We start from the raw sequence: 20,882 nt of genomic DNA on the forward strand, positions 1-20,882 counted from the left end.
ATGATAAAAGAAACCTACTCAAAAACCACTGTCGACTGCTCAGTACCAACCGTCAACTGTACTGTTCGACCCAAAAACATTGCTCTGTTATCATCTTCGTGTCCAGCAGGCATATTAAATGCAATCGGGAAATTGTAATCAGCCAAAGCATCTAAAATAAGTTGCTCAATGGATGTTCCCCAAAGCGTTGTGTTTTTACGAAGCTTGGTCATATCCCCAACAATAACGCCAGCACAATTATCAAAATAACCAGCGCGTTTTAAACTTTGTAACATGCGGTCTATATGATATTTATACTCACCTATTTCTTCAATAAATAAAATTTTTCCTGAAGTATCAATACTAGTTTCTGAACCTAACATAGTGTGTAACATGGTTAGGTTTCCTCCTACCAATTCACCTGATGCTGTTCCTACTCTGTTATAATTAGTTCCTGTTAAAGTATAGGTCAAAGTCTCTCCAAAAATTGCCGACTTAAATGTAGCAACGGTTTGTTCAAGTCCTTCAAGATCTTTTGTTAAGCTCACACACATCATAGCATGTATAGTTTCAAATCCTTGGTTATGAAACAAACTATGTAAGGCAGTAATATCACTATAACCTATAAGCCATTTGGGTTGTGTTTTAAATTTTGTGAAATCGAGTTTGTCTAAAATCCTTACAGCACCATAACCACCACGAGCACACCAAATAGCACTTATAGTTGGGTTGTCCATCGCATTTTGAAAATCTTCACAACGCTCGTTATCAGTTCCAGCAAAATGATTGTCTTGACTAAACACATGCTTGCCAACAACCACATTTAAACCCCAACTTTTAAGTAAATCGCTAGCTTGTTGAACTTCACGTTGTCTGTTTTTTAAAATTCCTGAAGGTGCTACAATAGCCACTGTATCACCTACTTTTAAATATGGTGGTTGTGTCATTTTTTGTTGAGAATACATTTCACCTGCTATAATACACAAGAGAAACAATGTTATTTTTTTTAATGCCATATTAATATTTTTTATGCCATCCTAAACCTAAGTTTAAACCTACACCAAAATAATTGAACTCTCCTAAGCTACCAAATATTTTAACCCCAAAACTTCTACCAAATGCAGTTGGTTGCCCTACAGGGATTATCCCATACAATACTCTAAACCGCTTTTTTTTAGCTTTAAAAAAATTAAAATTTAACTCAAAAGGAACAGCTATATATGATTCATTATATCTAAATTTTTCACCATCTACAGTTCTACTATACCTTAACAAATTAGAAGATACACCTGCTGAAATACTAATAGCAGAACCATTAAAAACAAACCGTTTTCCATAGAGTAAGGCAAACTCATTCAATGAATCTCCTCCAATAAATAATGGAACGATTAAAACACTAGCTAATCCTGCATCAGGGTTTGTCTCAGCAATATATGTGCTTCTAAAAGTAAATAGATCTTTATTTATTTGATAATTTGCACTAAATCCAAAAGTTAATCCGTTTACTTCATTTCCGCTATTTGAGGCGCCTACTAAAAAGTCAACATAAACTATTGGATTAGATTTTACCTCGGTAGAATCTTTTTCTTTTTGGGCAAAACTATTGCACGTAAAAAAGAATACTAAAATTACATAATAGTACTTTTTCATAGCTTTTTCTATCAAATCTAATAAAAAATAGCCCTCAAAACTCAATTGAAGGATTAAGAATTGAGAGAATAAAAAACTTAATAGTTATTTTTGCCATCAAATTAAACCTTGATATGTCAACAAATCCTAAACGATATACAATTACTGCAGCATTACCTTACACAAACGGTCCAATTCATATTGGGCATTTAGCTGGTGTGTATGTTCCTGCTGATATTTATGCGCGTTACCAACGCTTAACAGGAAACGATGTGGCCTTTGTTTGCGGTAGCGATGAGCATGGTGTTCCTATTACTATAAAAGCAAAAAAAGAAGGTGTATCACCTCAAGATGTCGTTGATAAATATCATGCCATTATTAAAAAATCTTTTGAAGATTTTGGAATTACCTTTGATAATTACTCAAGAACATCAGCGCAAATTCACCATTTAACGGCTTCAGAGTTTTTCTTGGAGTTGTATAAAAAAGGTGAGTTTATTGAAGAAGTTACCGAGCAGTTATATGATGAAGAAGCTAAACAGTTCTTGGCAGACCGTTTTGTGATTGGGACTTGCCCAAAATGTGGTAATGAAGAAGCTTATGGTGATCAATGTGAAAAATGTGGAACCAGCCATAATGCTACCGATTTAATTAACCCAAAATCGGCTATTACTGGCAATGCGCCAACACTAAAAGAAACAAAACACTGGTTTTTACCATTAGATAAGCACGAAGATTTTTTAAAAAAATGGATTTTAAAGGGTCATAAAAAAGATTGGAAACCTAATGTTTACGGACAAGTAAAATCTTGGATTGATGATGGTTTACGACCTCGTGCTGTAACGCGTGATTTAGATTGGGGAATTCCTGTTCCTGTTGAAGGTGGTGAAGGCAAAGTACTTTACGTATGGTTTGATGCGCCAATTGGTTACATTTCGGCAACCAAAGAATGGGCTGAACGCGAAGGAAAAGATTGGGAACCATATTGGAAAGACGAAAACACCAAATTGGTTCACTTTATAGGAAAAGATAATATTGTGTTTCACTGTATCATTTTCCCGAGTATGCTAAAAGCAGAAGGCTCATATATTTTACCAGATAATGTGCCAGCTAACGAGTTTTTAAATTTAGAAGGCAATAAATTATCTACGTCTAAAAACTGGGCAGTTTGGTTGCCAGAATATTTAGAAGATTTTCCTGATAAGCAAGATGTATTGCGTTATGCATTAACAGCCAATGCACCAGAAACCAAAGACAACGATTTTACTTGGAAAGATTTCCAGGCAAGAAACAATAACGAGTTGGTAGCCATTTTTGGAAACTTTATAAACCGTGTTGTTGTTTTAACCAACAAATATTACAATGGTATTGTTCCTGAGCCAAGCGACTATTCTCAAGTTGACGAAGAAACACTTGCTGCTGTAAAAGCTTATCCAGATGTTATTGCAAGCTCTATTGAGCGTTACCGTTTTCGTGAGGCAAGCCAGGAATTGATGAATCTTGCACGATTGGGTAATAAGTATTTAGCTGATGAAGAACCTTGGAAAGTCATTAAAGAAGATGAAGCACGTACAAAAACAATTATGTTTGTAGCACTACAAATAGCGTCTGCTTTAGCAACTATAAGCGAACCGTTTTTACCGTTTACTTCAGAAAAATTGAAATCTATCCTTTCTCATTCCGCACTTGATACGGAATCTTCTTGGGAAGATATTTCAACTAAAGATATTTTGCTTCCTGCAGGACATCAAATAGGAAAAGCTGAATTGTTGTTCAATAAAATTGAAGATAAAGACATTCAAGCACAATTAGATAAACTAGAAGCGAGTAAAAAGGCCAATGAAGCTGCCAATAAAGCAGCCGAACCTCAAAAAGAAGAAATCACTTTTGATGATTTTACAAAGTTAGATTTACGTGTAGGAACGATTATTGAAGCCGAAAAAATGCCGAAAGCTAAAAAACTTTTAGTTTTAAAAGTTGATACAGGTATTGACACCAGAACCATAGTTTCTGGTATTGCTGAAAGTTTTACTGCTGAAGAAGTCATAGGAAAACGCGTTACCGTTTTAGTGAATTTAGCACCAAGAAAATTACGTGGTGTTGAAAGCGAAGGTATGATTTTAATGACCGAAAGTCCTGAAGGCAAATTGGTGTTTGTAAACCCTGATGCCAACCAAGACGTTGCGAACGGTTTACAGATAAGTTAATTACACCTAATAACAGATTACAAACCTCATAGTATAAGACTATGAGGTTTTTTATTTTCAGTTAGGATGTCAATTTAAAACGCAGTGCAAATGCTCTTATGAGCAAAAAAGGTAAAATAATAATTACCGAACCCCATAAATTATTGGGTGTGAAAGTTTCAGGGAAATTTCTAACCACAAAAAGCATTAAAACAACACCTAATATTATTGACACATGAAGGATAAGCATGTTAGGTGTGAAGTTTCCAAAACTTACTTTTAAAGGCTGCTGAGTGCTATGTAACAGTATACGTTCTACAGCCACAAACACTAGGTTAATGTTAAAAAACCAATTCTGGAAAAATAAAATTCTCATGTTAATTAGTATAAGCGTATCATTGTTCCAATTGGCCATAAATGCAAAAAATACCACTATAAACACAAAATACACACCCATTTGGATAAAGGAACCGAATACAGATGTTTTTCCTTGACTTATATTCACCGCATTTTTGTTATGCTTAAAGCAAATTCTGTCAACCATAATTCTAATAAGTTCATTCCACCAAAAAAAGTAAATAATATAAAACACTGTAGTTTGCCCACTCCAAATGGATAAAGCAGTAAGCAAAATAAACACTAAAAAGTCCCATTGGGAATAATGTTTAAGTGGTTTATCTATAAGAGATGAAAAGTTATTCATTGGGTTTATTTTTCTGGATGGTTAATTGTCATAATCAAAACTCACTTCAAACAATAGATCTATAAATGAGGCTTTGTGTAAATTTATGACTTGAGAAGCCTGCACTTGATTATAAATATGCTCTGAAACATTAATATTTCCGTGATTAGTTTCAATTTGAAATTTTGTAGAACTTCGATTAGACGTTGCTTTCAATTTATCAATCACTTGAACCTTAGTAATCGTTTTTAAATAACCATTACGATTAAACTTTGCATATCTATTGTACTTAATCAACAGTTTAAATGAGTAGTATATAAATGCAATAATTAACGGAATTAGAAATATGAATATGCCTTTCCAAAGTACAAATAGTAGAATAATTATTGGGATAAGATACATTAGGTCTTTTCTAATCGTTTTAAAAAACATTTTTTTGACTAATTCAATCTCTTTAATTGTCATAGGAAAAGACTTCTCATCACGTTCGTAACGCTTTTTACTTATTGTATAATGAGACAAGGTTGTTGTGTCATTATTTTTTTCTAAAACCTTAAAGTCTAAAACTTCCTTCTTTTTAGGGCTAATTTCAATAGAAACTTTATCACCTAATCTAGCTTGGGAATACTGCTTGTAAGACACACTGTGCTCTATGTTTTCTATACTAATGTAATAGTAGGTTTGAGTACTTTTTCGTGAAGAACCATAGACATGAGAACCACCTCTACTGTGTCTAGTAGAAGATGATGTGTGTTTGTTTACCCGCTTATCATTAACAATACCCGTATAACATTGTTTTACTCCTTTTTTCAAATCGATATAAGTTCCCCAGAAAAAATAGGATATAAAGGCTCCAAAAATTAGAGCAAAAGCAGTAAAAACAAAAACAGGAATATATCCCATTTCACCAGTTGGCAACACAAATTTAAAAATGAAGAAAAAAATAGCTCCAACAAAAACACCAAATGCAATTAAAAACAAAAATTGTCGCCTGAGCATTTTTCTGTCTTGCAATGTTAGTGGCTTAATTTCATATTGATTTTGAGGTACCATAAGCTTATTAAAACGAATTTATAGCCGACAACATATCTTCAAACTTTGCTTGTACTTCATCATCATATTTGGTATCACCTATAACTTCTCCATTAGATAAGGTTGTTTTATAAAATCTAATACCTGCAATAGTATTTGTGTTTAAATCGATATCAGCTTCGGCATAAGCAATTTTATTTCCTTGCGCATCGGTTTTATAATCAAACAACAATACTTGTGTAAGTGTTAGTTTATCCTTGTGTTTTCCATAAAACTGTGTGGTTTGATTTGAATACTGCTCTAAATTAAAAGGTAAATTATCTAAAGGCGCTTCTTTGTCAAATCGTTGCATACCTTTCATGAGTCTTTTGGTTGCATTTTCGTTGTCACTTAAATCAAACTTTAGTATAAAATTCTCTAAATAAGAAGTCACTTCAAAACGTTGTTCAGATGATACATACGAAGTAATTTCTTTATTTTCAAGATAATAGTAGTTTGTAGTTATCTCTGTTTGATTTTCATTCTTTTGAGTTCTAATAGCTTTATAAAGTTTCCCTTTATTAGAGTAATAATATGTAGTGACTGTGTTGTTTTCTATAGATGTCGTTTGGTATAGTAACCCGTTTTGGTAGCTAAATGTATTATGACTACTACCATTTTTCAACTTAATGGTTTCTTCCACAAGCTGCCCTTCTCCATTGTATTTGTAAGTATGTTTTCTGTTTTCTTTTGAATTACTAAACTCAAAAACACGTTTATGTAGCTTACCTTTTTTATAAGTGTTTTTTGATGTTGACCACGTATTATCTTTTAAATTCTGAATGTGATAATTGTCTATAAATCCATCCTTACTGAATCGATACGTTGATTTCCCTATTGGTTCTTTATCAAGATTATAGCTAACAGTTTCTACTATATTAACAGGTTGTAAAAACCCATAATCTTGAGTAGTAACTTTTGGTAGCGATTGCGCTTGCAGATGATTTAAAGAGATTAAAAAAAAGCTGAAAGTCAGCAAAATGTGTTTAAGTACCATAATTTTTGTATATAATCTGTAAAAATATATGCTCAACTTATTTGTTACAATACGACATTTGCCCTACTTCTATCATTATCTTTTATATTTTTACAGCCTACAAAAAAGAAAGTCATTTTATGTCTCTACTCTCATATATTACCAAAAACACTAACCTTCCAGAATTATCAGTAAAAAACACCATTAGCTTGCTCAACGATGCGTGTACTGTTCCATTTATTTCACGTTACAGAAAAGAAGCTACAGGAAATCTGGACGAAGTTCAAATAGGTGATATTGTAAAATACAAAGAACTCTTTGAGGCGCTTGAAAAGCGTAAAGCAGCCATTTTAAAGTCACTTGAAGAACAAGATGTTTTAACATCAGAATTAGAACAAAAAGTAAACAACGCTCAAGATATTACAACACTTGAAGATATTTACTTGCCATACAAAAAAAGCCGAAAAACAAAAGCTGATATTGCTAAAGCTAACGGATTAGAACCTTTAGCTAAAATCATAATGAGTCAAAACGCTCACGATATTGAAAGCATTGCATATAAATATGTAAAAGATGCTGTTGATTCTGTAGATGATGCTCTAGAAGGCGCTCGACATATTATTGCCGAATGGATTAATGAACGTACTGATGTAAGAAACAATATTCGTTATCAATTAGAACGTTTTGCAACCATTGCAACTAAAGTTGCTAAAAAGAAAGCCACTGAAGAAGACGCTCAAAAATTCCGTGATTATTTTGATTGGAGCGAGTCGTTGAGTCGTATTCCTTCACATCGTTTGCTAGCCATTTTACGTGCCGAAAACGAAGGCTTTATTCGAGTGAAAATTGAAATTGATGATGAACGTGCTTTAGATAAAATAGCACAACGTATTATAAAATCTGACAATGCGTGTTCCGACCAAATCGAGATTGCTATAAAAGATGCATACAAGCGCTTATTGTTACCATCATTGAGCAATGAAGCATTGCAAAATGCCAAAGAAAAAGCCGATGAAGCAGCGATAACTGTTTTTGCCAAAAACCTAAAACAATTGTTGCTGGGTTCACCATTAGGCGAAAAGCGCATTTTAGCCATCGATCCTGGTTTTAGAACCGGTTGTAAAGTAGTGTGTTTAGATGCGCAAGGGCAACTTAAACACAATGAAACCATTTATCCGCATGCACCTAAAAACGATAGCACAGGCGCAATAAAAAAAATAAGCACACTTGCCGAAGCATATAATATTGAAGCTATTGCTATTGGAAACGGAACCGCTTCGCGCGAAACAGAATCACTGATTAGGCGTATTCGTTTTAAAAATGATATTCAAGTATTTGTGGTAAGTGAAGCAGGAGCTAGTATTTATTCGGCTTCAAAAATTGCTAGAGACGAGTTTCCTAATTACGATGTTACGGTAAGAGGCGCTGTTTCTATTGGTCGTCGTTTACAAGATCCGTTGGCAGAGTTGGTTAAGATTGATGCAAAATCTATTGGTGTTGGTCAATATCAGCATGATGTTGATCAAACCAAGCTAAAAACCGAACTAGATACTGTTGTAGAAAGTTGCGTGAATGCTGTTGGTGTTAATCTAAATACAGCAAGTAAAAGTTTGTTGAGTTATGTCTCTGGAATTGGCCCTAAATTAGCCGAAAACATTGTGAGTTATCGTGATGAACATGGTGCATTTTCATCAAGAACCGATTTAAAAAAAGTACCACGTTTAGGAGATAAAGCTTTTGAGCAAGGATCAGCATTCTTAAGAATTAAAGATGCAAAAAATCCGTTAGACGATTCTGCTGTGCATCCTGAAAGCTATAGTATTGTAAAAGCTATAGCAAAAAATGAAGGAAAACGTGTTTCTGAACTTATAGGAAATTCTGCCGTTTTAAATGGTATTGATTTAAAACCCTATTGTACAGATACCGTTGGTTTGCCAACACTTAAAGACATCGTAAAAGAACTTGAAAAACCAGGATTAGATATTAGAGAACAAGCCAAAGTGTTTACTTTTAATCAAAACATAAAAACCATCAATGATGTGCAGGAAGGTCAATTGCTTCCCGGAATTGTCAATAATGTAACCAATTTTGGAGCTTTTGTTGATATTGGAATTAAAGAAAGCGGCTTAATTCATATTTCAAACTTATCAGATGGTTTTGTAAGTGATGTTAGTGCGCATATTAGTTTACACGAACAGGTCATTGTAAAAGTTTTAGAGGTTGATATTCCGCGTAAGCGCATTCAATTAAAACTACATAAATCATGAATTGGATTATTTTAATTATCGCAGGATTATTTGAAGTTGCCTTTGCTTTTTGTTTAGGAAAAGTAAAAGAAACCTCAGGAAACACGTCTACCTATTGGTTTTTAGGGTTTTTATTATGTTTAGCTATTAGTATGTGGCTTTTGGTAAAAGCCACCCAAACCTTACCTATAGGAACTGCTTATGCGGTTTGGACAGGTATTGGTGCTGTAGGCACTGTTTTGGTTGGCATTTTTGTGTTTAACGAACCTGCTAATTTTTGGCGTGTCTTTTTTATTTCAACCTTAATTATCTCTATTGTTGGACTAAAATTTGTGTCTCAACATTAAGTTCTAATTTAAAATTATTCTAACATCTTTAACGCTTAAAAATGCTTAACTTTACGTAAAAAGAAAGACATTATGTTATCAAAAAAAATAGAAAAAGCGTTAAATGATCAAATTAGAGTTGAAGCCGAATCTTCTCAAATCTATTTAGCTATGGCTTGTTGGGCTGAAGTAAAAGGACTTGAAGGAGTTGCTGGTTTTATGTACTCACAATCTGATGAAGAACGTGCTCATATGCTTAAACTAGTTAGATATGTAAACGAACGTGGTGGACACGCTCATGTATCAGCCTTAAATGCACCAAATGTAACCTTTAAATCGTTTAAGGAAATGTTTGAAAAACTATTTGAACACGAAGTATTTGTATCAGAAAGCATTAATGAGTTAGTGCATATTGCGTTACAAGAAAAAGACTATTCTACTCACAACTTCTTACAATGGTATGTAAGCGAACAAATAGAAGAAGAAGCAATGGCTCGTACAATTCTTGATAAAATAAATATGATAGGAGACGATAAAGGTGGCTTGTACTTATTTGACAGAGATATTCAACAAATAACAATAAGCACAGCTGCTTCTGAAAGTCCTGAATAATTTTTAACAGTTAATTTTATTTAGAATTAATTAAAATAATTTATTTTTGCCTCATATTCTACAAGTTAGTAACCGTTGGGCAAGAAGAAAAAAGAAAAGAAACAACAGAAAAAAGCTTTAAAAACCTTACATAAAGCAGGTATTATTAATGCTAACAAGGTAAAAAGCAAATGTTGTGAAAAATATAAAAAAAGTGAAAACAAGCGTTGTGGCAAATGTCCTTGCTTTGATTTACTTAAAAAAGTTGCATAAAAGCCTCATAATAATAATGAGGCTTTTTTTATTTCTAATTCTACTTAATTCAAAATAACATTTCACACCTTATTGTAACTAACGAAACACTAATTTTTGTCTAAAAAAATCTGCTTTACTTTCCTTTTATAAACAGCAAAAAATATCTTTATGTTGATAAATTGTTAAGAAGAATATTTAACACATTTCATTTCATTTAGAATAATTTATCACTTTTACATTATCTTATTAGATACACTATAATTCGTTATTACTTATGGAAATTTTACACATTACTAAAAGAAATTTTAGCCAGAAACCTTTTGAATTAAGCAAAATCACAAACGCTATTTTAAAGGCAATGAAAGCGGTTGAAAATGGAGAATTTGGAGACGCTCAACTTATAGCAAATAACGTTTATGACGTATTGTTACAAAGGAAAAATCAGGATAAAGATTATTTACCTACGGTTGAGGAAGTGCAAGATGTTGTAGAAGATAAATTAATGGAAAGTTCTTTTCACGATGTTGCAAAAGCTTACATTTTATACAGAAACAAACAAGCTTTAAGTCGTAAGAGTAACATTTTTGAAAAACGTGTAAACTTAAAACCTTACGAGTATCCTCAATTATACGAATATGTTCCAGCAATTCGTCATTCATATTGGATACATACCGAGTTTAATTTCACAAGTGATATACAAGATTTCAAATCAAATCTTTCTGAAGTAGAAAAATCTGCTATAAAAAATACGATGCTTGCAATTTCTCAAATTGAGATTGCAGTAAAAACTTTTTGGGGAGATATTTACCATAGAATGCCAAAGCCTGAAATAGGATCTGTAGGTTCAACATTTGCAGAAAGTGAAGTAAGACATGCTGATGCATACTCGCACCTTCTTGAAATTTTAGGACTAAACAAAGAATTTGAAGAGCTAAAGAAAAAGCCAGTAATCATGAAGCGTGTGCAGTATTTAGAAACTGCATTAAAAAACGCTAAAAGTGAAAACAATCAAGAATATGCAGAGTCTGTATTATTGTTCTCATTATTTATTGAGCACGTGTCTTTATTCTCTCAATTCTTAATCATTATGGCATTCAACAAGCATAAAAATATGCTTAAAGGTATCTCTAACGTGGTTGAAGCAACATCAAAAGAAGAGCAAATTCATGGAGATTTCGGTATAGATATCATCAATATTATCAAAGATGAGCACCCAGAGTGGTTTGATGCAAGCTACAATACCATGATTCAAGATATGTGTAAAGAAGCCTATGTTGCTGAAAGCAAGATTGTAGATTGGATTTTTGAAGAAGGCGAATTAGATTTCTTACCAAAAGCAGTTGTAAACGAGTTTATTAAAAACCGTTTCAATAAATCTTTAGAAAGCATTGGTATTGAAAAAGTATTTGATATAGACGAAACACTACTTACACAAACCGAATGGTTTGATGACGAGATTATTGGTACAAAACATGGCGATTTCTTTGTAAAACGCTCTATCAATTACAGTAAAAGAACACAAAGTATAACAAGCGACGACTTATTTTAACCAGACTATTTTTTATAACCTATGGAGAACAAAACAATACACCAGCCGCAACTACAAGATCAAAAAAACACAACTGATGAACTAGTAAATGCCCGAAAAGAATTTTTAACCAACACGAAAAAGGAGGAAGGATTTGAGTGGTTAAATGAATACAGTCAACAGTTTTTAGAATCAGGATACTTAACCGAAGGTGTAACGCCCAAGCAACGTATTAGAGAAATTGCTGAACGCGCAGAACATATTCTTCAAATTCCTGGATATGCAGATAAGTTTTATCACTATATGTCTGAAGGATTCTTCTCTTTAGCATCTCCTGTTTGGTCTAACTTTGGTAAAGAACGTGGTTTACCAATAAGCTGTTTTGGTTCTCATATTGATGATGACATGGGTAATATTCTTTACACACAGTCTGAAGTAGGTATGATGTCAAAATTAGGTGGTGGTACTTCTGGGTTTTTTGGTAAAATTCGTCATAGAGGAGCTCCTGTAAAAAACAATGGGCAAGCATCTGGTGCAGTTCATATTATGCAGTTGTTTGAGTCTATGGTTGATGTGGTTAGTCAAGGTTCTGTACGTCGTGGTCGTTTTTCTCCATATTTACCAATTGAGCATCCAGATATTAAAGAGTTTTTAGAAATAGGTACTGAAGGTAACCCAATACAGCAATTAACACATGGTGTAACAGTTACCAACAAATGGATGGAAGAAATGATTGCTGGTGATGTTGAAAAACGTACTATTTGGGCAAAAGTATTACAAAGTCGTGGCGAAATGGGTTACCCTTATGTATTCTTTACAGACAATGCTAACAATGGTAAACCAGAAGTTTATAAAGATAAAAACCATAGCATACACGCAAGTAACTTATGTACTGAAATTATGTTACCATCAAACGATGATTGGTCGTTTGTATGTGTACTTTCTAGTATAAATGTATTACACTACGATAAGTGGAAAAGCACAGACGCAGTAGAAACTATGATTTATTTCTTGGATGCTGTAATAACAGAATTCATTGAAAAACTAGAAGTATATCGTGATTCTGATAACAGAGATGACCGTCAAACATTCTTGTTTATGGAGCGTGCTTACAACTTTGCAAAAGAAAACCGTGCTTTAGGATTAGGTGTTTTAGGATGGCACTCTTTATTACAGTCTAGAATGCATGCCTTTGATAGTCAAGAAGCATTTAACTTAAACCGTGAAATCTTTAAAACTATAAAAGAGCGTTCATACAAAGCTTCAGAAGAGTTGGCTGTAAAATTTGGAGAGCCTAAAGTATTAAAAGGTTACGGTCGTAGAAACACAACATTAAACGCTGTAGCACCTACAACATCTTCTGCGTTTATTTTAGGACAAGTATCTCAAGGTATTGAGCCAATATGGTCAAATATTTATGTAAAAGATATTGCTAAAATAAAAACAACAATAAAGAATCCTTTCTTGGAAAATTTATTAGAAGAAAAGGGACAAAACACAACTGAAGTTTGGAGAAGCATTAGAGATATGGATGGTTCTGTACAACATTTAGAGTTTTTAACAGAGCAAGAAAAAAACGTGTTTAAAACGTACTCTGAAATTGACCAATTAGATGTAGTTTATCAAGCATCAGCAAGACAAGAATTTATAGATCAAGGACAATCTGTAAACATTATTGTGCATCCTGAAATGCCTGTAAAAGAAATAAACAACATTCATGTTACAGCTTGGAAACTTGGTTTAAAATCATTGTACTACCAACACAGCATGAATGCTGCACAAAAATTCAAACAGAAAAAAGAATGTACAAGCTGTGAGGCTTAATCAAAATATTGAATAATAAAAAAAACCGCTCGATTGAGCGGTTTTTTTATTTTAAGATTATTTACTCAACATCAAAAGTTCATTACAAACTATTTCAGTAGTATAGTGTTTTTTACCTTCTTTGTCTTCCCAAGAGCGATTGGTAAGTTTCCCTTCAACCGCAATTTCTTGTCCTTTAGAAATATAATTCTCTACTACTTTTACAAGACCACCACGAACAATAATATTATGCCAGTAAGCGCGTTCTACTTTGTTTCCGTTTTTGTCTTTATAGCTATCATCTGTAGCTAAAGAAAATTTGGCAATTTTATTACCATCATCAAAATTTACAATTTCAGGATCTTGTCCTAATCTACCAATCAACTGTACTTTGTTTCTAAGCGTGTTCATAATTTTAATTTTTTAAATGTTAAACAGTTAATACTATCGAGTTCTTATGTTACTGAAGTGCATCCAGTATTAATTCGACACTGCAAATATGAAACAGACACCAAAATTTATTCGGTTATTAACTGTTTAAATTCGTTTGTAAATGTTTGTAGTCGTTTGTAAACGAATAATTTGTATATTGTATACAAGCTAAATCGCTATTAATAATCACTTATAAATGAAAGCATTATTAGAAACTGAACGTTTAATTCTAAGAGAGATATTACCTACTGATATTGTAGGTATGTTTGAATTAGATTCTAACCCAATAGTCCACAAATACTTGGGCAATAAACCTGTAAAGACTAAATATGATTCAGAAAAAATAATACAAAACATTATAAAACAATACGAAGAAAGAGGAATTGGTCGTTGGGCTGCTATTGAAAAATCTACAGGAGATTTTATAGGTTGGTCAGGGTTAAAACTTAATACAGGTGAAAAAGATTCTTTAAACGGAAAACAAGATTTTTATGATATTGGTTATCGCTTTATTCCTCGATATTGGGGAAAAGGTTACGCAACCGAATCGTCTATTGTTGCATTGAATTATGGCTTTAAAGTAAAACAATACGAAACCATTGTAGGAGTTGCTCTTACAGATAATATTGGCTCAAATAAAGTACTTCAAAAAATAGGATTACAACATATTGAAGATTTTGACTGTGAAGGTGAAAGAGCTTCTTGGTATGAATTAAAACTAAACGATTATGAAAAAAACTTGTCCTGAATGTGGTGAGAAAATAGTTGGCAGAATTGATAAAAAATTCTGTAGCGATGCTTGTCGGAATTCATATAATAACAGAGTGAATAAAGACAGTAAAAACTTAATACGAAACACCAACAACCGACTTAGAAAAAACTACAGAATTCTTGAAGCATTAAACCCTGAGCAAAAAACTAAAACCTCTAGAGCAAAACTTATTGAAAAAGGGTTTGACTTTAATTACATAACAAGTATTTATACAACCAAAGCAGGTACTGTTTATTACTTTGTTTACGACCAAGGCTACTTACCTATTGAAGGCGACTATTACGCACTGGTAAAGCGAGAAAGTTAAACTGTAACATTTAAAGTAAATGTCCAACTAATAGTGTATTCAACAATTAAATTTTCATGCTTCCATTTTTATCAACCTCACCATTTCTGATTATAGGTATTGTTATTCTTATTCTTAGTATAATTGGAATAACATCATACTACTTCAGTTCAAAACAAACTATACTACGAATTTTAGCAAAGACAACATATAAACCTGTAAGTAGTTTTAAAAGCAATGAATTTGTTAAGGTAAGTGGTAAAGCGTTACATGTTCAAAATCCTTTGATTGCTCCACTTAGTAAAAAAGAAAGTGTATTTTCTATTATATTAAAATTGAACAGAAGAAAAGCAATGGCAAAAATTCGTATTGGAAAACCTTAATTGAAGAAGAGCGATTTCAGGATTTCTTTATTGAGAGTAATGGCAATATGGTTATTATTAAGCCAACTCAACATCCAAAAAACTATAAAAGTCATTTAGTAATTGACAAGAAAACATCTTCAGGTACTTTTAACAATCCTACTCCAGAATTTGAATCTCTTTTAAAAAAGTATAATATAGACTCAACAGGGTATTTTGGATTCAATAAAACGCTTCGTTACAAAGAAGGTATAATTGAAATTGGAGAAACCATAACGGTTGCTGGAATAGTAAAATGGAAAAACCTTAGCGAACCTATTCCTGAATATAACTACTCTAAAATAGCAACTTTAGAAAGTGATGTTAAACAAAAAATTATAATTACAGATTTGCCTGAAACCGTTAACTTTAAAAGACATTAAGCTACTTCCAGTTATGTCCTTTTAACTGCATTGCTGCTTTTAAAATATCCTTTTGGCTAATTTGACCTACTAGCTTACCGTTTTCAACAATAGGAAAACGACGCCTTTTAGAATTTAAAAATTTATTAGCAGCATCAAACACGTTCATGTTGCCATCTATAGTCTCAACATCTCTTATCATGCGCTTTTCAACATTGTCTTGAGCCATTGGCATATTGTAATATCTGCTATCACTTATTTGCTTTAGGCAATCTCCTTCTGAAATTATACCTACAAGTTCGTTTTTATCATTAACCACAGGTCCTCCAGAAATCTTATTTCGTATTAAAGATTCAATAACTTCTTCAACTGACTGTTCTGGTTTAAAAGTTATTAAACTGGTTGACATGTAATCGCTCACTTTTAACTGTGTGCTTTCAGAAGCGTTAATTTGTTGCTTTCTGGCACCTTGAAAACTCTTAATTCCCATAACTAATTATTAATAATGTTAGTCTTAAATTTACTGATTTAAAACGACTTAACCTAACTATATTTTTATAGGAAATAATTTTGTAAATTTAGAAGACTAACTAACACGCTTTCCTATGTTTAAAAAAATTATAGCTTTTTTACTTATAATTATTGCTATTTATTGGAGCTTTTCTGCCCTAATGCCTAATAAAATAAGTCAGCTCGATGCCGATGACAATACCTTTTCTACTCAACGTGCATTGGTTCATTTAAAAGAAATTTCAAAAGCACCACATTATGTTGGTTCACCCGAACACGAAAATGTAAGAAACTACATTGTAAAAGAATTAGAAAAATTAGGTTTAGAAACTCAAGTTCAAGACGGTTACAGCTACAATAAAAAATGGGGAAGTTTAACCAAACCTAAAAACATTTTAGCACGACTAAAAGGGACTGACAACTCCAAAGCGCTTATGCTGCTTACGCATTACGATAGTAATCCGCACTCATCAATTGGGTCAAGTGATGCTGGATCTGGTGTGGTAACAATTTTAGAAGGATTAAGAGCTTACTTACACGAAGGTAAACAGCCTAAAAATGATATTATTATTTTAATTTCTGATGCTGAAGAATTAGGACTTAATGGAGCTGAACTGTTTGTAAATAATCATGCTTGGGCAAAAGACGTTGGTTTAGTATTAAATTTTGAAGCTAGAGGAAGTGGAGGACCAAGTTACATGCTTATTGAAACCAATGGAGGCAACCAAAATATGGTTAAAGGTTTTATTGAAGCAAATCCTAAATATCCTGTAGCAAACTCCCTTGCTTACAGCGTTTATAAAAAACTGCCTAATGATACTGATCTCACTATTTTTAGAGAAGATGGAGACATTGAAGGCTTTAATTTTGCATTTATTGATGACCATTTTGATTACCATACCGCTTTAGACAATTATGAACGCTTAGATAGAGAGACACTGGAGCACCAAGGTAGTTATTTAATGCCTCTACTCCACTATTTTAGTGATACTAACTTAAATAATTTAAAAAGTGATGTAGACGATGTCTATTTTAATGTACCGCTATTTAAAACTGTAAGCTATCCTAATACATGGATTTTTCCAATGCTTATTATTGCTATTGTATTATTTATTGCATTGGTATTTTATGGCATTAAAAAAAGAATGCTTAACTCAAAACATATGCTTATTGGTATTTTACCAGGAATTGCTGCTTTAGTTATTAATGGAGTAATTGGGTACTTTGGGTGGAGTGTTTTAAAAGCAATATATCCTCAGTATAATGAAATACTACATGGTTTTACTTACAATGGTTACATCTATATTTTAGCATTTACCTTCCTTTCGGCTGGTGTGTGTATGTGGTTGTACAACAAAGTATACAAACCCGAAAACACTGCAAGCTTGGTTGCTCCTCCTCTACTGCTCTGGATAGTTATTTCAGCAGTTATGGCTTTTGAGCTTAAAGGTGCTAGTTTCTTGATTATTCCTGTGTATTTTGGTTTAGTGAGCTTATTTATACTGGTAAGACAAAAACACCCTAACTTATTTTTAATGGCACTATTGCTGTTTCCTGCATTAATGATTTTATCGCCTTTTGTGAAAATGTTTCCTGTAGGATTAGGCCTAAAAACTATTATTGCTACTACTCTTTTAGTGTCGCTTATATTTTCACTTTGTATCTCGCTATTTGGGTTTTCTAGATATAAAAATAGATGGTCTTACTTATTGTTTTTCTTAGCTATTTGTTGCTTTATTTCAGCACATTTAAAATCTGATTTTAATGAAGAGCGTCCAAAACCAAATAGTTTGGTTTACATCTTAGATAGCGACAAAAACGAAGCTGTTTGGGCTACTTACGACAATATTTTAGACCCTTGGACTGAAAGCTACCTTACTGACAATCCAGACCATATAGATTCACTGTCAAAATTCACCATTGCCAGTAAGTATAAAACTCAATTTACGTTTACTAAAAAAGCTAACATTAAACCCTTAAAACACCCTTACATTGATGTTAAAAAGGATACTATTGTAGATGGTAAAAGAGAAATAAAACTATTTATTTCACCTCAACGAAATGTGAACAGGTTGGAACTTTTCTCTGATTCTACCAACGTGTTTTTATCCTTTAACGTTAACGGTTACACTATTCCTAAAGCTGAAAGTGAAACCTATGTTTTTGAAAACAGAAGGTTCAATAGGCTATTTAGTTATTTTGTTGCAGATGATAAATTTTTAGAACTTGAGTTTACTGTTCCTGAAAATCAAAGCACAAAAATTGATTTACTTGAAGCCTCATTTGATATGTTAGATAATCCTCTATTTAGAGTTCCAAAACGTCCAGCAGACATGATTCCAAAGCCATTTGTATTAAATGATGCTGTGGTTATTAAAAAAACCATACAAATTGATTAAATATTAGCAAGTTTTTAAGACCTATTCCCATATATTTTTATAGTTTTAACGCTTTAAATTTTATGACATGAAAAAGTTTTTACTTCTATCTATAACAATGATTACTCTTAGTGCAAGCGCGCAAACTAAGTCTGAGCTTGAAAAACATTTTGAAAAGTATTACAAGCAAATGACAGCACAAGGTGATATTCAAGGTATTATAAATGCCATGACTCATTTGGACGTACTTAACCCTACTCAGGCAAGAAAAGACACATTGGCATACGTTTATGCTTCTGAAGGAAGACACCTAGAAGCATTAAACACTATTGGTATTGATAAAAACCCAACAGACTCTAATATCAATGTAGAAGTAAAAGCATTATCCTTAAAAGCACTTAATCAACCTAAACGCGCTTTAGAGCATTATGAAGTCCTTTTTCAAAGACAAGCAAATGCCTATTTAGCTTATGAAATTGCCGATTTAAAAATTCAGTTAAACGATTTAGCAGGAGCAAAAACAGCTATTGAATATGGGTTAACCAATGCAACTAGCGATATGAAGCGCACTTACTACGAAATGCAAACACCTTATCAAGTATCATTAAGTGCTGCTTTAACTTACTTAAGAGCAATATTAATTTTTAACGAAGACAAAGAAGCGAATACTAATGAGGCTGTAGCTGTATTAAACAGAGCTTTAGCTACTGATCCAAACTTTAATTTAGCTAAAATTAGTAAAGAGGCTTTACAAGCAAGAGCTGCTAAGGAGTAAATAAGCTTTATTAAAGCGGCTTCTCAATATTATTTGCATCCAGTTCAAACTTCTTGTTGATTTGAAAGTTGAGATTGGACATAGCAACCAAAACCTCTTTAATATTCATTAAAACCTCTTCCTTTGGGATATTTGTTAATTCAATTGTATTGTTAAGCTTTAGAATTTTTGTTTCCAAAGCAGTAACTCTAGATTTTATAATATCTGTATCAACATTTTCAGGTGTTTCTTCTTTAAGTTGAAATACAAATGATTTAACTATAGAATCGTTAGCTGAAAAGAAAGACAAATCACCTTTTTTTAAAAACTCAACTTGCGTATTAAGCTCATGAAGTTTTTGCCAATCCATGATTTTAGTTTTAGAAGCATTACTTAAAATATAATCATCAAAAGCTAATGCTTCAATGTCATTTGAGCTTATTTTATTTGTATCTTCTGTTTTTACATCATCTGTTGTTTGTAATTCTTTTTTTGATCTAGAATTACAACTAAGCATAATAACACAACAAATGAGTAATAGTATATGGCTTAAAGCACGCATAGTATTTCTTATAGGTTTTAATACAACAAGGTGTAAATATAACTAAACTTGATGGTTTAAACATTAGTATAAAATTAGAGAATAATTTTTTGTTTTAAGTTTTAGGTACTCTTTATTCTTATTATTTTTGAACGAACAAATAATTTCAAAAAAATGCCAAAAATTTTAGTAATTGGTGCATGTGGACAAATTGGTTCTGAGTTAACTTCAAAACTAAGAGAAACCCATGGAAACAATAATGTTATTGCTAGCGATATTAATTACAACAATTTAGATGTTGTTAACTCTGGTGTTTTTGAAATTGTCGATGCCCAAGATTATGCTTCAGTTAAAATTTGTGTTGAAAAACATCAAATAGACACCATATATCTTATGGCTGCTATGTTGAGTGCTACTGGAGAAAAATATCCTATGAAAGCTTGGGATTTAAACATGAACTCACTGTTTCATGTATTAAATCTTGCTAAAGAAGGTTTTATTAAAAGTGTATTTTGGCCTTCTAGTATTGCAGTTTTTGGACCAACGACACCTAAAGACAACACACCTCAATACACAGTAATGGAACCAACAACAGTTTATGGTATTACAAAACAAGTTGGTGAGCGTTGGTGCGAATATTATAATAGCAAATATGGTGTTGATGTTAGAAGCATAAGATACCCTGGAATTATTAGTTGGAAAACATTACCTGGTGGTGGAACAACTGATTATGCCGTTGAAATTTACCATAAAGCAATTACTGACAAAACTTACGAGTGTTTTTTATCTGAAAACACAGAGCTTCCAATGATGTTTATGGACGATGCTATTGAGGCTACGGTAAAATTAATGCAAGCACCTGCTGAAAACATCAGTATTCGTTCTTCATATAATTTAGCAGCTATCAGCTTTACTCCTAAAGACATTTATAGCGCAATTAAAAAACATATTCCTGATTTTGAAATATCATATAACCCAGACTTTAGACAACAAATTGCTGATAGTTGGCCAAAATCTATTGATGACTCTGAAGCTAGAAAAGACTGGAATTGGAACCATACCTTTGATATGGAAAAAATGACTTCTGAAATGATTACCCAACTACAAAAGAAGTATCAGAGTTCTGAAAAATAATTATTAAGAAATAGCATTAAATAAAAAATCCCATCGATAT

Annotated in this window: 22 protein-coding genes; 14 read left to right on the forward strand and 8 right to left on the reverse strand. The window is 32.5% G+C overall.

Annotation, left to right across the window (positions count from 1 at the left end; all coding sequences use genetic code 11):
- Window positions 1–14: 14 nt before the first annotated feature.
- Both DMZ43_RS03700 and DMZ43_RS03705 read right to left on the reverse strand, forming a co-directional pair.
- Complete coding sequence (locus DMZ43_RS03700) at window positions 15–995, reverse strand: LD-carboxypeptidase (RefSeq protein ID WP_187347840.1); 981 nt, start codon at window positions 993–995, stop codon at window positions 15–17.
- A 1-nt stretch (window position 996) separates the two neighbouring features.
- Complete coding sequence (locus DMZ43_RS03705) at window positions 997–1,629, reverse strand: hypothetical protein (RefSeq protein WP_131506272.1); 633 nt, start codon at window positions 1,627–1,629, stop codon at window positions 997–999.
- A 113-nt stretch (window positions 1,630–1,742) separates the two neighbouring features.
- Here DMZ43_RS03705 and metG point away from each other — a divergent pair, with 113 nt between their 5' ends.
- Complete coding sequence (gene metG / locus DMZ43_RS03710) at window positions 1,743–3,815, forward strand: methionine--tRNA ligase (protein ID WP_131506273.1); 2,073 nt, start codon at window positions 1,743–1,745, stop codon at window positions 3,813–3,815.
- A gap of 61 nt (window positions 3,816–3,876) precedes the next feature.
- Here metG and DMZ43_RS03715 read toward each other — a convergent pair whose 3' ends face one another.
- From DMZ43_RS03715 to DMZ43_RS03725, 3 genes are read right to left on the reverse strand one after another with little or no spacing between them, the layout of a single operon-like run.
- Window positions 3,877–4,497 carry a hypothetical protein gene (locus DMZ43_RS03715; protein ID WP_131506274.1) on the reverse strand — a complete coding sequence of 207 codons (621 nt, stop codon included), beginning with the start codon at window positions 4,495–4,497 and terminating at the stop codon, window positions 3,877–3,879.
- 21 nt (window positions 4,498–4,518) lie between these two features.
- Window positions 4,519–5,529 carry a sodium/proton-translocating pyrophosphatase gene (locus tag DMZ43_RS03720; RefSeq protein ID WP_161566728.1) on the reverse strand — a complete coding sequence of 337 codons (1,011 nt, stop codon included), beginning with the start codon at window positions 5,527–5,529 and terminating at the stop codon, window positions 4,519–4,521.
- Window positions 5,530–5,536: 7 nt separating this feature from the next.
- The gene (locus DMZ43_RS03725) at window positions 5,537–6,544 is read right to left on the reverse strand and encodes a hypothetical protein (protein WP_131506276.1); all 1,008 of its coding nucleotides are present in this window, start codon (window positions 6,542–6,544) and stop codon (window positions 5,537–5,539) included.
- A gap of 119 nt (window positions 6,545–6,663) precedes the next feature.
- Between DMZ43_RS03725 and DMZ43_RS03730 the strand changes: the two genes are divergently transcribed.
- The 6 genes from DMZ43_RS03730 (at window position 6,664) to DMZ43_RS03750 (ending at window position 13,293) form a co-directional block, all read left to right on the forward strand.
- On the forward strand, window positions 6,664–8,790 hold the full coding sequence (locus tag DMZ43_RS03730; protein ID WP_131506277.1) for a Tex family protein: 2,127 nt from the start codon (window positions 6,664–6,666) through the stop codon (window positions 8,788–8,790).
- Complete coding sequence (locus tag DMZ43_RS03735; RefSeq protein WP_131506278.1) at window positions 8,787–9,116, forward strand: multidrug efflux SMR transporter; 330 nt, start codon at window positions 8,787–8,789, stop codon at window positions 9,114–9,116. The genes DMZ43_RS03730 and DMZ43_RS03735 overlap by 4 nt, the downstream gene beginning before the upstream one ends.
- A gap of 72 nt (window positions 9,117–9,188) precedes the next feature.
- On the forward strand, window positions 9,189–9,707 hold the full coding sequence (locus DMZ43_RS03740; RefSeq protein WP_129759643.1) for a ferritin: 519 nt from the start codon (window positions 9,189–9,191) through the stop codon (window positions 9,705–9,707).
- Window positions 9,708–9,782: 75 nt separating this feature from the next.
- Complete coding sequence (locus tag DMZ43_RS14925; RefSeq protein WP_187347841.1) at window positions 9,783–9,959, forward strand: hypothetical protein; 177 nt, start codon at window positions 9,783–9,785, stop codon at window positions 9,957–9,959.
- 256 nt (window positions 9,960–10,215) lie between these two features.
- On the forward strand, window positions 10,216–11,490 hold the full coding sequence (locus tag DMZ43_RS03745; RefSeq protein ID WP_129759644.1) for a ribonucleotide-diphosphate reductase subunit beta: 1,275 nt from the start codon (window positions 10,216–10,218) through the stop codon (window positions 11,488–11,490).
- A 21-nt stretch (window positions 11,491–11,511) separates the two neighbouring features.
- Entirely contained in the window at window positions 11,512–13,293 is a 1,782-nt protein-coding gene (locus DMZ43_RS03750; protein ID WP_131506279.1) for a ribonucleoside-diphosphate reductase subunit alpha, read from the forward strand.
- Between the two features lie 57 nt (window positions 13,294–13,350).
- On the opposite strand, the gene DMZ43_RS03755 is transcribed toward DMZ43_RS03750, so the two are convergent.
- Window positions 13,351–13,683: a single-stranded DNA-binding protein gene (locus DMZ43_RS03755; RefSeq protein ID WP_129759649.1), complete on the reverse strand. Its 333-nt coding sequence runs from the start codon at window positions 13,681–13,683 to the stop codon at window positions 13,351–13,353.
- 217 nt (window positions 13,684–13,900) lie between these two features.
- On the opposite strand from DMZ43_RS03755, the gene DMZ43_RS03760 reads away from it, so the two are divergent.
- The 4 genes from DMZ43_RS03760 to DMZ43_RS03775 are packed head-to-tail and all read left to right on the forward strand — an operon-like array spanning window position 13,901 to window position 15,546.
- Entirely contained in the window at window positions 13,901–14,452 is a 552-nt protein-coding gene (locus tag DMZ43_RS03760) for a GNAT family N-acetyltransferase (RefSeq protein WP_131506280.1), read from the forward strand.
- Entirely contained in the window at window positions 14,433–14,783 is a 351-nt protein-coding gene (locus tag DMZ43_RS03765) for a hypothetical protein (protein WP_131506281.1), read from the forward strand. Before DMZ43_RS03760 ends, DMZ43_RS03765 begins: the two co-directional genes overlap by 20 nt.
- 56 nt (window positions 14,784–14,839) lie before the next feature.
- Window positions 14,840–15,145 carry a hypothetical protein gene (locus tag DMZ43_RS03770; protein ID WP_131506282.1) on the forward strand — a complete coding sequence of 102 codons (306 nt, stop codon included), beginning with the start codon at window positions 14,840–14,842 and terminating at the stop codon, window positions 15,143–15,145.
- Window positions 15,145–15,546 (forward strand): hypothetical protein, encoded by a 402-nt coding sequence (locus DMZ43_RS03775; protein ID WP_238155777.1) that lies wholly within the window; start codon window positions 15,145–15,147, stop codon window positions 15,544–15,546. The genes DMZ43_RS03770 and DMZ43_RS03775 overlap by 1 nt, the downstream gene beginning before the upstream one ends.
- Before the next feature lies 1 nt (window position 15,547).
- Here DMZ43_RS03775 and DMZ43_RS03780 read toward each other — a convergent pair whose 3' ends face one another.
- Window positions 15,548–16,015 (reverse strand): CBS domain-containing protein, encoded by a 468-nt coding sequence (locus tag DMZ43_RS03780; RefSeq protein WP_131506284.1) that lies wholly within the window; start codon window positions 16,013–16,015, stop codon window positions 15,548–15,550.
- 115 nt (window positions 16,016–16,130) lie between these two features.
- On the opposite strand from DMZ43_RS03780, the gene DMZ43_RS03785 reads away from it, so the two are divergent.
- Together DMZ43_RS03785 and DMZ43_RS03790 are read left to right on the forward strand one after the other, a co-directional pair.
- Window positions 16,131–18,434, forward strand: a complete 2,304-nt coding sequence (locus DMZ43_RS03785; protein WP_131506285.1) for a M28 family peptidase — start codon at window positions 16,131–16,133, stop codon at window positions 18,432–18,434.
- A gap of 67 nt (window positions 18,435–18,501) precedes the next feature.
- Window positions 18,502–19,188, forward strand: coding sequence for a hypothetical protein (locus DMZ43_RS03790; RefSeq protein WP_131506286.1), 687 nt, complete (start codon window positions 18,502–18,504; stop codon window positions 19,186–19,188).
- Window positions 19,189–19,198: 10 nt separating this feature from the next.
- Here the strand turns inward: DMZ43_RS03790 and DMZ43_RS03795 are convergent, their stop codons facing one another.
- Entirely contained in the window at window positions 19,199–19,729 is a 531-nt protein-coding gene (locus tag DMZ43_RS03795; protein ID WP_131506287.1) for a hypothetical protein, read from the reverse strand.
- Between the two features lie 153 nt (window positions 19,730–19,882).
- Between DMZ43_RS03795 and DMZ43_RS03800 the strand changes: the two genes are divergently transcribed.
- Entirely contained in the window at window positions 19,883–20,842 is a 960-nt protein-coding gene (locus tag DMZ43_RS03800) for an NAD-dependent epimerase/dehydratase family protein (RefSeq protein ID WP_131506288.1), read from the forward strand.
- The last annotated feature ends 40 nt before the right edge of the window (window positions 20,843–20,882 follow it).

Origin of the sequence: Meridianimaribacter sp. CL38 (assembly GCF_004328055.1) — a bacterium.
Taxonomy (GTDB): Bacteria; Bacteroidota; Bacteroidia; order Flavobacteriales; family Flavobacteriaceae; genus Gaetbulibacter_B; species Gaetbulibacter_B jejuensis.